General features: G+C 68.9%; 18 protein-coding genes. 17 read left to right on the top strand and 1 reads right to left on the bottom strand.

Annotated elements, in window-relative coordinates:
* The first annotated feature begins 3 nt into the window (after positions 1-3).
* The 14 genes from rplR to truA all read left to right on the top strand — a co-directional run bounded on the left by rplR (position 4) and on the right by truA (position 9,311).
* Positions 4-387, top strand: a complete 384-nt coding sequence (rplR, locus tag A6A06_RS39655) for a 50S ribosomal protein L18 (protein WP_073768963.1) — start codon at positions 4-6, stop codon at positions 385-387.
* Positions 388-433: 46 nt separating this feature from the next.
* Positions 434-1,039: a 30S ribosomal protein S5 gene (gene rpsE, locus A6A06_RS39650; protein ID WP_073768961.1), complete on the top strand. Its 606-nt coding sequence runs from the start codon at positions 434-436 to the stop codon at positions 1,037-1,039.
* Positions 1,039-1,221 (top strand): 50S ribosomal protein L30, encoded by a 183-nt coding sequence (gene rpmD, locus A6A06_RS39645; protein WP_073768959.1) that lies wholly within the window; start codon positions 1,039-1,041, stop codon positions 1,219-1,221. Before rpsE ends, rpmD begins: the two co-directional genes overlap by 1 nt.
* 1 nt (position 1,222) lies before the next feature.
* Positions 1,223-1,678: a 50S ribosomal protein L15 gene (gene rplO, locus A6A06_RS39640; protein WP_073768957.1), complete on the top strand. Its 456-nt coding sequence runs from the start codon at positions 1,223-1,225 to the stop codon at positions 1,676-1,678.
* A gap of 235 nt (positions 1,679-1,913) precedes the next feature.
* Complete coding sequence (secY, locus tag A6A06_RS39635) at positions 1,914-3,227, top strand: preprotein translocase subunit SecY (protein ID WP_073768955.1); 1,314 nt, start codon at positions 1,914-1,916, stop codon at positions 3,225-3,227.
* Complete coding sequence (locus tag A6A06_RS39630; RefSeq protein WP_073768953.1) at positions 3,227-3,877, top strand: adenylate kinase; 651 nt, start codon at positions 3,227-3,229, stop codon at positions 3,875-3,877. Before secY ends, A6A06_RS39630 begins: the two co-directional genes overlap by 1 nt.
* 128 nt (positions 3,878-4,005) lie before the next feature.
* On the top strand, positions 4,006-4,842 hold the full coding sequence (gene map / locus A6A06_RS39625; protein ID WP_073768951.1) for a type I methionyl aminopeptidase: 837 nt from the start codon (positions 4,006-4,008) through the stop codon (positions 4,840-4,842).
* A 191-nt stretch (positions 4,843-5,033) separates the two neighbouring features.
* The gene (gene infA / locus A6A06_RS39620; protein WP_003956442.1) at positions 5,034-5,255 is read left to right on the top strand and encodes a translation initiation factor IF-1; all 222 of its coding nucleotides are present in this window, start codon (positions 5,034-5,036) and stop codon (positions 5,253-5,255) included.
* 59 nt (positions 5,256-5,314) lie between these two features.
* Positions 5,315-5,428 carry a 50S ribosomal protein L36 gene (rpmJ, locus tag A6A06_RS39615; protein WP_003956441.1) on the top strand — a complete coding sequence of 38 codons (114 nt, stop codon included), beginning with the start codon at positions 5,315-5,317 and terminating at the stop codon, positions 5,426-5,428.
* Positions 5,429-5,633: 205 nt separating this feature from the next.
* Positions 5,634-6,014, top strand: coding sequence for a 30S ribosomal protein S13 (gene rpsM, locus A6A06_RS39610; protein ID WP_006604894.1), 381 nt, complete (start codon positions 5,634-5,636; stop codon positions 6,012-6,014).
* Between the two features lie 64 nt (positions 6,015-6,078).
* The gene (gene rpsK, locus A6A06_RS39605; protein WP_004571845.1) at positions 6,079-6,483 is read left to right on the top strand and encodes a 30S ribosomal protein S11; all 405 of its coding nucleotides are present in this window, start codon (positions 6,079-6,081) and stop codon (positions 6,481-6,483) included.
* A gap of 198 nt (positions 6,484-6,681) precedes the next feature.
* Positions 6,682-7,704, top strand: a complete 1,023-nt coding sequence (locus A6A06_RS39600; RefSeq protein ID WP_003956430.1) for a DNA-directed RNA polymerase subunit alpha — start codon at positions 6,682-6,684, stop codon at positions 7,702-7,704.
* A 187-nt stretch (positions 7,705-7,891) separates the two neighbouring features.
* A complete protein-coding gene (gene rplQ / locus A6A06_RS39595) occupies positions 7,892-8,386 on the top strand; it encodes a 50S ribosomal protein L17 (protein WP_073768949.1) in 495 nt (164 codons plus the stop codon).
* A 73-nt stretch (positions 8,387-8,459) separates the two neighbouring features.
* On the top strand, positions 8,460-9,311 hold the full coding sequence (gene truA, locus A6A06_RS39590; RefSeq protein WP_073768947.1) for a tRNA pseudouridine(38-40) synthase TruA: 852 nt from the start codon (positions 8,460-8,462) through the stop codon (positions 9,309-9,311).
* Positions 9,312-9,329: 18 nt separating this feature from the next.
* On the opposite strand, the gene A6A06_RS39585 is transcribed toward truA, so the two are convergent.
* Positions 9,330-10,154: a hypothetical protein gene (locus tag A6A06_RS39585; protein ID WP_073768945.1), complete on the bottom strand. Its 825-nt coding sequence runs from the start codon at positions 10,152-10,154 to the stop codon at positions 9,330-9,332.
* A 57-nt stretch (positions 10,155-10,211) separates the two neighbouring features.
* On the opposite strand from A6A06_RS39585, the gene A6A06_RS39580 reads away from it, so the two are divergent.
* The 3 genes from A6A06_RS39580 to rplM all read left to right on the top strand — a co-directional run bounded on the left by A6A06_RS39580 (position 10,212) and on the right by rplM (position 13,809).
* Positions 10,212-11,840: an ABC-F family ATP-binding cassette domain-containing protein gene (locus A6A06_RS39580; RefSeq protein ID WP_073768943.1), complete on the top strand. Its 1,629-nt coding sequence runs from the start codon at positions 10,212-10,214 to the stop codon at positions 11,838-11,840.
* A 63-nt stretch (positions 11,841-11,903) separates the two neighbouring features.
* Positions 11,904-13,160, top strand: a complete 1,257-nt coding sequence (locus tag A6A06_RS39575) for a glycosyltransferase 87 family protein (protein WP_073768942.1) — start codon at positions 11,904-11,906, stop codon at positions 13,158-13,160.
* Positions 13,161-13,365: 205 nt separating this feature from the next.
* Positions 13,366-13,809: a 50S ribosomal protein L13 gene (gene rplM, locus A6A06_RS39570; protein WP_073768941.1), complete on the top strand. Its 444-nt coding sequence runs from the start codon at positions 13,366-13,368 to the stop codon at positions 13,807-13,809.

Below are 13,809 nucleotides of genomic sequence, written 5' to 3'. Positions count from 1 at the left end.
GCCATGGCATACGGTGTGAAGGTCGCGAAGGGTGACGCCTACAAGCGCGCCGCCGCGAAGCGTCGCCACATCCGCATCCGTAAGCGGATTTCGGGTACGCCGGAGCGTCCGCGTCTGGTCGTGACGCGTACCAACCGCGGTATCACCGCCCAGGTCATCGACGACATCCAGGGGCACACCCTGGCGTCGGCGTCGACCCTGGACGCGTCGATCCGTGGCGGCGAGGGCAACAAGACGGACTCGGCCAAGCAGGTCGGCTCCCTGGTCGCCGAGCGCGCCAAGGCCGCCGGTGTCGAGGCCGTCGTGTTCGACCGTGGTGGCAAGCAGTACGCCGGGCGGATTGCCGCTCTGGCCGACGCCGCCCGCGAAGCCGGGCTGAAGTTCTAAGCCCCGGTTCCGTAGCTAGCGGACGTAACAGAGAGAGGTAATTCCAATGGCTGGACCCCAGCGCCGCGGGAGCGGTGCCGGTGGCGGCGAGCGGCGGGACCGTAAGGACCGGCGGGACGGCGGCGCAGCTGCCGAGAAGACCGCCTACGTCGAGCGTGTTGTCGCAATCAACCGCGTCGCCAAGGTTGTGAAGGGTGGTCGTCGCTTCAGCTTCACCGCGCTGGTCGTGGTGGGCGATGGTGACGGCACCGTGGGTGTCGGTTACGGCAAGGCCAAGGAGGTGCCGGCCGCCATCGCCAAGGGCGTTGAGGAGGCCAAGAAGAACTTCTTCAAGGTCCCCCGTATCGGCGGCACCATCCCGCACCCGATCCAGGGCGAAGAGGCTGCGGGCGTCGTCCTGCTCAAGCCGGCTTCCCCCGGTACCGGTGTGATCGCCGGTGGCCCGGTGCGCGCCGTTCTGGAGTGCGCGGGCATTCACGACGTGCTGAGCAAGTCGCTCGGTTCGTCGAACCCGATCAACATCGTGCACGCCACGCGCGCAGCGCTCCAGGGCCTTCAGCGGCCCGAGGAGATCGCCGCCCGCCGTGGCCTGCCGCTGGAGGACGTTGCTCCCGCCGCTCTGCTGCGGGCGCGTGCCGGGGTGAACGCGTAATGGCGCGCATCAAGGTCACCCAGAGCAAGTCCATCATCGGCAGCAAGCAGAACCACCGCGACACCCTTCGTTCGCTGGGCCTCAAGGGCATCAACGACGTGGTTGTCAAGGAGGACCGCCCCGAGTTCCGCGGCATGGTGCACACCGTCCGCCACCTCGTGACGGTCGAGGAGGTCGACTGACATGGCGGAGAACAACCCGCTGAAGGTCCACAACCTCCGTCCTGCCCCGGGCGCCAAGACCGCCAAGACCCGTGTGGGTCGTGGTGAGGCGTCCAAGGGTAAGACCGCGGGTCGTGGTACCAAGGGCACGAAGGCCCGCTACCAGGTTCCGGAGCGCTTCGAGGGCGGGCAGATGCCCCTCCACATGCGCCTCCCGAAGCTGAAGGGCTTCAAGAACCCCGCCCACAAGCAGTTCCAGGTCGTGAACCTGGACAAGCTGGCCGCGCTGTACCCGCAGGGTGGCGAGGTCACGGTGGCCGACCTGGTCGCCAAGGGCGCGGTGCGCAAGAACGAGCTCGTCAAGGTCCTGGGCCAGGGCGAGATCTCCGTGGCGCTGACGGTGACGGTGGACTCCGTCTCCGGCTCCGCCAAGGAGAAGATTGACGCTGCCGGCGGCAGCGTCACCGAGCTCATCTGAGTTCAGTGGATCAACTGACCGGGGATGCCCACGTATTGGGGCATCCCCGGTTGGTCGTTCCAAGGGGGGCATGGTCGCCGGTAAGGTGGCGTGCACTGTTGCTGTATTTTCCGGGGGTTCTTCCCTCGGACCCCCACCGCGTGGGCTAATGTCTGCGCGGTTTTGGCCGCTTTGTATTCGTCGATCCTCAAGACCGTCACCTCTCGCTCCAGAGGCGGGAGGCGCAGGAGGCACCGTGCTCACCGCGTTCGCCCGAGCGTTCAAGACGCCCGACCTGCGCAAGAAGCTGCTGTTCACATTGGGCATCGTGCTCGTCTACCGGCTCGGAGCGCACGTTCCGGTACCCGGGGTGAACTACTCCAATGTCGACACCTGCATGAAGCAGGCCGGCGCCAACGGCGGTCTCTTCGGCCTGGTGAACATGTTCAGCGGTGGTGCGCTGCTCCAGATCACGATCTTCGCGCTGGGGATCATGCCGTACATCACGGCAAGCATCATCCTCCAGCTCCTGACCGTGGTGATCCCCCGTCTGGAGGCCCTCAAGAAAGAGGGCCAGTCCGGACAGGCGAAGATCACCCAGTACACCCGGTACCTGACCGTCGCGCTGGCGATCCTCCAGGGCACCGGCCTGGTCGCCACCGCCAAGAGCGGTGCGCTGTTCCAGGGCTGCCCCGTCGCCAGCGAGATCGTGCCGAGCGACTCCATCTTCACGACGATCACGATGGTCATCACGATGACCGCCGGTACGGCGATGGTCATGTGGCTCGGTGAGCTGGTGACCGACCGCGGCATCGGCAACGGCATGTCGATCCTGATGTTCGTCGGCATCGCGGCCGGGTTCCCCGGCTCGCTGTGGCAGATCAAGATGTCCGGCAAGCTGGCCGACGGCTGGATCGAGTTCTTCGCCGTCATCCTGGTGGGCCTGGCGATGGTCGCCCTGGTCGTCTTCGTCGAACAGGCCCAGCGGCGGATCCCCGTGCAGTACGCCAAGCGGATGATCGGACGCCGCTCGTACGGCGGTACGTCCACCTACATCCCGCTCAAGGTGAACCAGGCGGGTGTGATCCCCGTCATCTTCGCTTCGTCGCTGCTCTACATCCCGGCCCTGGTGGCACAGTTCAGCGGGTCGAAGGCCGGCTGGGCGACCTGGATCGAAACCAACTTCACCAAGGGCAACCACCCGGTTTACATCGTCACGTACTTCCTGCTGATCGTCTTCTTCGCGTTCTTCTACGTCGCCATCTCCTTCAACCCCGAAGAAGTTGCCGACAACATGAAGAAGTATGGTGGCTTCATCCCGGGGATCCGGGCCGGTCGCCCCACGGCCGAGTACCTCAGCTACGTGCTCAACCGGATCACGTGGCCGGGCTCGCTGTACCTGGGTCTGATCGCGCTGGTGCCCACCGTGGCGTTGGTGCTGTTCAAGGCCAACCAGAACTTCCCGTTCGGCGGGACGAGCATCCTGATCATCGTGGGTGTGGGTCTGGAGACCGTGAAGCAGATCGAGAGCCAGCTCCAGCAGCGCAACTACGAAGGGTTCCTCCGCTGATGCGAATCGTCCTCGTCGGGCCTCCTGGGGCAGGCAAGGGTACGCAGGCCGCGTACCTGGCCAAGAACCTCTCGATCCCGCACATCTCCACGGGCGACCTCTTCCGCGCCAACATCAGCCAGGGCACCGACCTCGGCAAAGAGGCGAAGTCCTACATGGACGCGGGCAACCTGGTCCCCGACTCGGTGACGATCGCGATGGCCGAGGACCGGCTGGACCAGGAGGACGCCGGGCACGGCTTCCTGCTGGACGGCTTCCCGCGCAACCTCGGCCAGGCCGAGGCGCTGGACGCGTACCTCAAGGGCAAGGGCGTGAAGCTGGACGCCGTCCTGGACCTGGAGGTCCCGGAGGACGAGGTCGTCAAGCGGATCGCGGGCCGCCGGATCTGCCGCAACGACGGCAGCCATGTCTTCCACGTGGACTACCACAAGCCGAAGACCGAGGGCGTCTGCGACCTCTGCGGCGGTGACCTCTACCAGCGCGAGGACGACCGCGAGGAGACCGTCCGCAAGCGGCTGGAGGTCTACCACACGGAGACCGAGCCGATCATCGACCACTACAAGGCGCAGGACCTGGTCGTCACGATCCCGGCCCTGGGCAAGGTCGACGAGGTCACCCAGCGCGCGATGGGCGCGCTCGGCAAGGCCTGACAAGCAGCGAGAACCGCGCATACGGCCGCGGTGCCCGGGCCCGGGCACCGCGGCCGTATCGTGTATGGAGGCGGCCGGTGCCGCCGCAGCAGCGTCGTAGTAGTCGGTTCAGGAAGGCGTAAGCCCCCATGGTGGAGATCAAGACCCCCGAGCAGATCGCGAAGATGCGCGAGGCGGGGCTGGTGGTCGCCGCCATCCACGCGGCCACCCGGGAGGTGGCGGTGCCCGGCGCCACCACCAAGGATCTGGACGACGCCGCGCGCAAGGTGCTGGCCGAGCACGGCGCCAAGTCGAACTTCCTCGGTTACGGCGGCTTCCCCGCGACGATCTGCACGTCGGTCAACGACGTCGTCGTCCACGGCATCCCCGACACCGACACCGTCCTGACCGACGGCGACATCATCTCCATCGACTGCGGCGCGATCATCGACGGCTGGCACGGCGACGCGGCCTACACCGCCTTCGTGGGCTCCGGTCACGCTCCGGAGCTGGTCGAGCTGAGCCGGGTGACCGAGGAGTCCATGTGGGCCGGCATCGCGGCCGTCCGCAAGGGCAACCGCCTGGTCGACATCTCCAAGGCGATCGAGGGCTACATCCGCCGCCAGCCGCGCCCCTCCAACGGCAAGTACGGCATCGTCGAGGACTACGGCGGCCACGGCATCGGCTCGCAGATGCACATGGACCCGCACCTGCTGAACTACGTCGACCGCAAGCGCGGCCGCGGCCCGAAGCTGGTCCCCGGCTTCTGCATCGCCATCGAGCCCATGGTCAACCTGGGCACGGCCAAGACCCACGTCCTGGAAGACGACTGGACGGTCAAGTCGAACGACGGCAGCTGGTCCTCGCACTGGGAGCACTCGGTCGCGATGACCGAGCAGGGCCCGCTGGTGCTGACCGCCCCCGACGGCGGCAAGGCGAAGCTGGCGGAGCTGGGCGTCGAGGCCGCACCCGACCCGCTGGCCTGACCGCGACGACGTTCCGGCGCGTCACCGGCCCCGAGGCGTAACGATCACTGTCCGTGGGCAATAATCGTGGATTCGTCTTTTCGGGAACCCTGACGTAGACTGACGCGTCGGCTGTCGTGCATCCGTGTGCCTGTTTGTCGGGTAAATGGCGGTACGAAGTCGATCAAGGTAGCCGATTCGAAGGGCGAAGCGTGGCCAAGAAGCAAGGTGCCATCGAGATCGAGGGCACCGTGATCGAGTCCCTGCCGAACGCAATGTTCAAGGTGGAGCTCCAGAACGGTCACAAGGTCCTCGCGCACATCAGCGGAAAGATGCGGATGCACTACATCCGTATCCTCCCGGATGACCGGGTCGTCGTGGAGCTTTCTCCCTACGACCTGACGCGTGGCCGGATCGTCTACCGCTACAAGTAGATCTTGTCGACGCCCCCTCCCGTGGGGTGGCGGCACTGACCCGGAGAACCTCACATCCCATGAAGGTCAAGCCGAGCGTCAAGAAGATCTGCGACAAGTGCAAGGTGATCCGCCGCCACGGCCGGGTCATGGTGATCTGCGACAACCTGCGCCACAAGCAGCGCCAGGGCTGACGCACGCCGACCTCTCTGCATTTCGCAGTATCTTCGCGCGACGCATACGCACGCAATACGTACATACGCAGTCACCCGACCCCTCGTGCACGCGCACGTGGGACGACACCCCCGGCTCGGAGGCCGGGGACCCGGCTCGTAATGCTCAAGAGTCTTACGGGAACGGTGCTGCGGAAGACCTCCGAATACATCAGGAGCCACATCAATGGCACGCCTCGCAGGCGTTGATCTCCCGCGCGAAAAGCGCGTGGAGGTCGCCCTCACCTACGTCTTCGGCATCGGGCGCACCCTGTCGCAGCAGACCCTCGCCGCCACCGGCGTGAACCCGGACACCCGCGTTCGCGACCTGGCCGAGGAAGACCTGGTCAAGATCCGCGAGTACGTGGACAACAACCTCAAGACCGAGGGTGACCTCCGTCGCGAGATCCAGGCCGACATCCGCCGCAAGGTCGAGATCGGCTGCTACCAGGGTCTGCGTCACCGCCGCGGCCTGCCGGTGCACGGTCAGCGCACCAGCACGAACGCCCGTACCCGCAAGGGTCCGCGTCGCGCGATCGCCGGCAAGAAGAAGCCGGGCAAGAAGTAGTCCTCAGCGGACGCTCATCAGCGGTCTTCGCTGTAGGACCGACCACCTCCACCGGGAGTAACACATGCCTCCGAAGGGCCGTACGGCCGGCGCCAAGAAGGTGCGCCGCAAGGAGAAGAAGAACGTTGCCCACGGGCACGCTCACATCAAGAGCACGTTCAACAACACCATCGTTTCGATCACCGACCCCACGGGCAACGTGATCTCCTGGGCCTCGGCGGGCCACGTGGGCTTCAAGGGCTCGCGCAAGTCCACGCCGTTCGCCGCGCAGATGGCTGCCGAGTCGGCCGCCCGCCGCGCGCAGGAGCACGGCATGCGCAAGGTCGACGTCTTCGTCAAGGGTCCCGGCTCCGGCCGTGAGACCGCGATCCGCTCGCTCCAGGCCACCGGCCTGGAGGTCGGCTCGATCCAGGACGTCACCCCCACGCCGCACAACGGCTGCCGTCCCCCCAAGCGCCGTCGCGTCTGACGTCGCGCGGCCGCTCGACGGCCGCAGCCTGTCGGTCCGCGCTCCGGCGCGGGCCGTCACCGGGCACTTTTCGGGCGGTACGCCGCGACTCCTGGGAGCCGCGCCGTGCCGCCCGTACCCTTGTAGGAACCGCCGGGCCACCGTCCGGCGCAGCTGGCATCAAATAGCGGGTGCCAAGACTGGAAGGCGAAACACCTCATGCTGATCGCTCAGCGCCCCTCGCTGACCGAAGAGGTCGTCGACGAATACCGCTCCCGGTTCGTGATCGAGCCGCTGGAGCCGGGCTTCGGCTACACCCTCGGCAACTCCCTGCGTCGTACGCTCCTCTCCTCGATCCCGGGTGCGGCGGTCACGTCCATCCGCATCGACGGTGTCCTGCACGAGTTCACCACCGTGCCGGGCGTCAAGGAGGACGTCACCGACCTCATCCTCAACATCAAGCAGCTGGTCGTCTCCTCGGAGCACGACGAGCCCGTCGTGATGTACCTGCGCAAGCAGGGCCCCGGCCTGGTCACCGCCGCGGACATCGCCCCGCCGGCCGGTGTCGAGGTGCACAACCCCGACCTGGTCCTCGCCACGCTCAACGGCAAGGGCAAGCTGGAGATGGAGCTGACCGTCGAGCGCGGCCGCGGCTACGTCTCCGCCGTGCAGAACAAGCAGGTGGGCCAGGAGATCGGCCGTATCCCGGTCGACTCCATCTACAGCCCCGTGCTGAAGGTCACCTACAAGGTCGAGGCGACCCGTGTCGAGCAGCGCACCGACTTCGACAAGCTGATCGTCGACGTCGAGACCAAGCAGGCCATGCGTCCCCGTGACGCCATGGCGTCGGCCGGCAAGACCCTGGTCGAGCTGTTCGGTCTGGCCCGCGAGCTCAACATCGACGCCGAGGGCATCGACATGGGCCCGTCCCCGACGGACGCCGCCCTGGCCGCCGATCTGGCGCTGCCGATCGAGGAGCTGGAGCTCACCGTTCGGTCGTACAACTGCCTCAAGCGCGAGGGCATCCACTCCGTGGGTGAGCTCGTCGCCCGCTCCGAGGCGGACCTGCTCGACATCCGCAACTTCGGTGCGAAGTCGATCGACGAGGTCAAGGCGAAGCTGGCCGGCATGGGCCTGGCCCTGAAGGACTCGCCCCCCGGGTTCGACCCGACCGCTGCGGCTGACGCGTTTGGCGCCGATGACGACGCGGATGCCGGGTTCGTGGAGACCGAGCAGTACTGAGCCGCCGTACGGCGGGTTGGCCGGGAACGGCGGCCCGCCGTACTTGGGTGCAGGCTTGATCGGCCCTGAGGCCTCGTCCTCAAGTGCCGGACGGGCTTGAAATGAAAAAACTTCCGCGGGGCGGCCGCCTCGTGGGAACTGACACCGGTACCTGATACGGCCGGTGCAGCAATGAAGGAGAAATACCATGCCGAAGCCCGCCAAGGGTGCCCGTCTGGGCGGCAGCGCAGCGCACGAGCGTCTCATGCTGCGCAACCTGGCCACCGCGCTGTTCGAGCACGGCCGCATCACGACGACCGAGGCCAAGGCCCGTCGTCTGCGTCCGTACGCCGAGCGTCTGGTGACCAAGGCGAAGAAGGGTGACCTTCACAACCGCCGTCAGGTCATGCAGCTGATCTCGGACAAGAGCGTCGTGCACACGCTCTTCACGGAGATCGCGCCGCGCTTCGAGGAGCGCCCGGGTGGCTACACCCGCGTGACCAAGATCGGCAACCGTCGTGGCGACAACGCCCCGATGGCCGTCATCGAGCTGGTCGAGGGCGAGATCGCCAAGAAGGCCACCGTCGACGAGGCCGAGGCCGCGACCAAGCGCGCGGTGAAGGAGTCCAACGAGGCCGCCAAGGCCGAGGACACCAAGGGCGAGGCCGCCGAGGCCCCGGCCGAGGAGTCGAAGGACGCCTGAGCCTGACACAGGCCACCGGACGGGCCCGCTCCCCTCAGGGGGGCGGGCCCGTTCCGCTTGAGAGGATGCACGCGTGAGCGATGAAGTGGAGCCCGGCTTCGTACGGGTGCGGCTGGACCTTTCGTACGACGGGAAGGACTTCTCGGGCTGGGCCAAGCAGCGGGCGCGGCGCACGGTCCAGGAGGAGCTGGAGACCGCGCTGCGGACGGTGACGCGGTCGGCCGAGACGTACGAGCTGACCGTGGCGGGGCGCACGGACGCCGGGGTGCACGCGCGCGGACAGGTGGCGCACGTGGACCTGCCGGCGGAGCTGTGGGCCGAGCACGCGGACAAGCTGCGGCGGCGGCTGGCCGGGCGGCTGCCGAAGGACGTACGGGTGTGGCGGGCGGAAGAGGCGCCGTACGGGTTCAACGCGCGGTTCTCGGCCGTCTGGCGGCGGTACGCCTACCGGGTGACCGACCACCCGGGCGGTGTGGACCCGCTGCTGCGCGGCCACGTGCTGTGGCACGACTGGGACCTGGACGTCGACGCGATGAACGAGGCGTCGCAGGCCCTGCTGGGGGAGCACGACTTCGCGGCGTACTGCAAGCGGCGCGAGGGCGCCACGACGATCCGTACCCTCCAGACGCTGAGCTGGGTGCGGGACGCGGACGGGATCGTGACCGCGACGGTGAAGGCGGACGCCTTCTGCCACAACATGGTGCGCTCACTGGTGGGCGCGCTGCTGTTCGTGGGGGACGGGCACCGGCCGGTGGAGTGGCCGGGGAAGGTGCTGGCGGCCGGGGTGCGGGACTCGGCGGTGCACGTCGTACGGCCGCACGGGCTGACCCTGGAGGAGGTCGGCTACCCGGCGGACGACCAGCTCATGGCCCGTAACAAGGAGGCCCGCAACAAGCGGACCCTGCCGGGGGCCGGCTGCTGCTGAGCCGTCCCCGGGCGGGGGTCAGGACTGGGCGCGGGCGGCCTTCGCCGCCTGGTCCGTGCCGCGCTGCCAGATGCGGTTGTACGCGTACTTGCCGCCGTCGCGAGCTATCTGGAGGGCCTTGGCGGAGGCCTTGGTGACGGCCGAGCCGTCGAGGTTGCCGGCGATGGTGAAGTAGGCGTAGCGGCCGGTGGCGTTGGTGTACATGGTGCAGGGCGCGCCCTGGCAGAAGGAGCCGACGCCGCCGCCCGCCAGCGGCGCGAGGCTGGCCTTGTTGGCGGCCTTGACCTTGAAGGCGGCGTCCTTGGAGCCGAAGACCGCGACGCCGACGGTGACCGCCACGCCGTCCTTGGAGTACGTCGCGCGCAGCAGCTGCTTGCAGCCGTTGTGCTGGAGCACCGAGCCGAGGGGGCCGTGGGTGCCGGCCGTGCAGTCGCCGGTGGTGGCGGTGCTCATCCGGGGGTAGCTGTTCTTGCCGAGCACCATGTCCTTCTCGGGGAAGAGGGTGGCCGGGGTGAGCGCCGCGGTGTCCTTCTTGGGGTCGGTGATGTAGTCCCGCGGGTTGGGCGGCGGCGGGACGGTGACGTCGGAGAAGGACGGCTTGGGGGCGTCGGGCTCGTCGGGCAGTTTCTGGGCCTGCGGCAGGTTGGTGTCGTCCTTGTTGCTGGTGATCACGGCGGTGGCGACGATGCCGGCCACGGCCGCGGTCGCCAGCGCCCCGCCGCCGATGATCAGCCAGCGGCGGCGTTTGCCGCGCGCTTCGCTCTCGTCGGCGAGTGCGTCCCAGTCAGGAGTCGAGGAGTCAGGTCCCCCGGGCCCGAACGGCCCACCATGCCCAAAGCTCATGCCGCGCATCCTAAACCGGTTGGTGGAACGCGGGGCGGCCGGAGACAATCCGGGGCTATGGGACACGTGGAAGCCGGGCATCTGGAGTACTACCTGCCGGACGGGCGGGTGCTGTTGGGCGACGTGTCCTTCAGGGCCGGCGAGGGCGCCTCGGTCGCCCTGGTCGGCGCCAACGGGGCGGGCAAGACGACGCTGCTGCGGCTGATCGCGGGGGAGCTCCAGCCGCACGGCGGCGCGGTGACCGTCAGCGGCGGGCTGGGCGTGATGCCGCAGTTCGTAGGGTCGGTGCGGGACGAGCGGACCGTGCGGGACCTACTGGTGTCGGTGGCGCAGCCGCGGCTCAGGGAGGCCGCCGCGGCGGTGGACGCGGCCGAGCACGCCGTGATGACGGTGGACGACGAGGCCGCGCAGATGGCGTACGCGCAGGCGCTCAGCGACTGGGCCGAGGCGCGGGGGTACGAGGCCGAGACGGTCTGGGACATGTGCACCATGGCCGCGCTGGGCGTCCCGTACGAGAAGGCGCAGTGGCGGCAGGTGCGCACGCTCAGCGGCGGCGAGCAGAAGCGGCTGGTGCTGGAGTCCCTGCTGCGCGGCACCGACGAGGTGCTGCTGCTGGACGAGCCGGACAACTACCTCGACGTGCCGGGCAAGCGCTGGCTGGAGGAGCGGCTGCGCGAGACGAAGAAGACGGTGCTGTTCGTCAGCCACGACCGGGAGCTGCTGGCCCGCTCCGCCGAGAAGATCATCAGCGTCGAGCCGGGCCCGGCCGGGTCGGACGTGTGGGTGCACGGCGGGGGCTTCGGCACGTACCACGAGGCCCGCAAGGAGCGCTTCGCCCGCTTCGAGGAGCTGCGGCGGCGCTGGGACGAGAAGCACGAGCAGCTGAAGAAGCTGGTGCGCAATCTGCGGCAGGCCGCGGAGAACAGCCACGAGCTGGCCTCGCGGTACCACGCCGCGCAGACCCGGCTGCGCAAGTTCGAGGAGGCCGGCCCGCCGCCGGAGCCGCCGCGCGAGCAGGACATCACCATGCGGCTCCAGGGCGGCCGTACCGGCGTACGGGCTGTGACCTGCGAGAACCTTGAGCTGACCGGGCTGATGCAGCCGTTCGACCTGGAGGTCTTCTACGGGGAGCGGGTCGCGGTGCTGGGGTCGAACGGCTCCGGCAAGTCGCACTTCCTGCGGCTGCTGGCGGGTGACTCCGGGAACCCGGTGGCGCACACGGGTGCCTGGAAGCTGGGCGCGCGGGTCGTGCCGGGTCACTTCGCGCAGACCCACGCCCATCCGGAGCTGGAGGGGCGCACGCTTCTGGACATCCTGTGGACGGAACACGCCAAGGACCGGGGCAAGGCGATGAGCGCGCTGCGCCGGTACGAGCTGGAGCGTCAGGCCGAGCAGCGCTTCGAGCGGCTGTCGGGCGGCCAGCAGGCGCGCTTCCAGATCCTGCTGCTGGAGCTGGAGGGGACGACCGCCCTGCTGCTGGACGAGCCGACCGACAACCTCGACCTGGAGAGCGCCGAGGCGCTCCAGGAGGGGCTGGAGGCGTACGAGGGGACGGTTCTGGCGGTGACGCACGACCGCTGGTTCGCGCGCTCCTTCGACCGGTACCTGGTCTTCGGCGCGGACGGCCGGGTGCGGGAGACGGCCGGGCCGGTGTGGGACGAGCGCAGGGTGGAGCGGAAGCGGTAGCCCCGGGTCACCGCTTGGACGCGTGCGGTGGTGGGCCTGTCGGGGCGGCTCTTAGATGGACGCATGAGCGCGGAGAAGACCGGCACGGCGGGCGCTGGTGAGGTCCGGGACGCGGTGCGGCCCGGGGACTCGCCGGTTGTCGGGTGGCTGCTCAGGCGGGCCCCGTGGCCCCTGTGGGCGGTGGCCGCCGTCCTGATGGGGGCGGTGGTCTTCCACATCCACCGGCACAGCCCCACTGTCGGCATGGACAACGACTTCGTGGTCAAGGCGGCGCGGGCGCTGCTGGACGGCGAGGCCCCGTACGCCGACAAGCGGTTCCTGTATCTGCCGAGCGCGGTGCTGGCCGCGGTGCCCGAAGCGCTGCTGTCCACGGGGGAGCTGCGGCTGCTGGTGCCGGTGGCGGGCGTGGTGCTGGTGGTGCTGGGCTGGCTGGTCTCGCTGCGGATCTTCCGGATTCCCGTACGGAGCCGGCTGGCGGTGCTCGGTGTGGCGGCCCTGGCGTTCTTCGAGCCGTTCCGCAACGTGGTGAACATCGGGAACTGGACGCTGGCCTCCGTGGCCGCGCTGCCCCTGGTGCTGCTGCTGGCGCTGCGCAGCCGGTGGGTGGCCGCGGGGGCGGTCCTCGGGCTCGCGCTGGCCCTCAAGCCGCTGCTGGCGCCGCTGCTCCTGCTGCTGGTGCTGGCGCGGCGGTGGCGGGCCCTCGCGGTGGCGGTGGCGGTGCCCGTCGCGGCGTCCGCGCTGGCGGCGCCGGTGATGCCGCGGCCGGGCATGTTCTTCACCCGGACGCTGCCGTTCCTGCTGCACGGCCAGGACAGCTTCGCGCGGCCCTTCGACGCCTCGCTCGGCATGATCCTCACCCGGCTGGGCGTGCCGGAGACCGCGGCGTACGGGGTGGCGGCGGTGGCGGCGGTGGCCGGGCTCTGGTGCGCCCGGGTGCGGTGGCGGCGCGGTGACGCGGGGGCGCTGCGGCTCGTGGAGACCGCCGCGATGCTGATGCTCGCGGCCTTCCTGGTGTCCCGGCCGTCCTTCGACCACTACCTGCTGGTGGTGCTGCCGCCGCTGGTGGCCTCGGTGGTCCTGCCGGGCTCGGTGCCCCGTGCGGTGTGGTTCTGGGCCGCGCTCGTGCCGCAGGTCACCGGGCTGGTCTGGCCCCACCTGGAGGGGTTGCACCGGCGGGCCTTCAAGGACGCGGCGATGCTGTGGGCCGTCGCTGCCGTACTGGCATGGACATGTATACGGCCGCGGGTGCTGCGGGCGGTGGCCGCGCTGCCCGCGGGGCCCGAGAGCCCGGATCGCACGCCGGTTCGGGACGTGTTTTGACCCGGCTGGGGGCGGCCCGGTATTCTGCCAGTTCGTTATGCGTATTGGCTTGCTCTATCTCACGTGAGGGGCCCTTACGCCGGTCTGCCGGGCCGATGACCAGCGGCAGGAACCCGGGTTGCGTCACCCGTGGGGCCGCCAGTGCTGGAGATCGACCGAGGTGGCCAGTACAGGACCCTATTCACTGAAGAAGCGAAGGCTAACCGTGCGTACGTTCAGCCCCAAGCCCGGCGATGTCCAGCGCCAGTGGCACATCATTGACGCGCAGGACGTTGTCCTGGGCCGTCTGGCCTCCCAGGCCGCGTCCCTCCTGAGGGGCAAGCACAAGCCGGTGTACGCGCCGCACGTCGACACCGGTGACTTCGTCATCATCGTCAACGCCGACAAGGTGCACCTGTCCGGCAACAAGCGCAGCCAGAAGATGGCCTACCGCCACTCCGGCTTCCCGGGCGGTCTGCGCTCGGTGCGCTACGACGAGCTCCTCGACAAGAACCCCGAGAAGGCCGTCGAGAAGGCCATCAAGGGCATGCTCCCCAAGAACACCCTGGGCCGTCAGATGCTCTCGAAGCTGAAGGTCTACGCGGGCGCCGAGCACCCGCACGCTGCCCAGCAGCCGGTCCCGTTCGAGATCACCCAGGTCGCGCAGTAA

Source organism: Streptomyces sp. CB02923, from assembly GCF_001905005.1.
Classification (GTDB): Bacteria; Actinomycetota; Actinomycetes; order Streptomycetales; family Streptomycetaceae; genus Streptomyces.
Note: the sequence above shows the minus strand (reverse complement) of the source record. Positions and strands in the feature narration are given on the sequence as shown.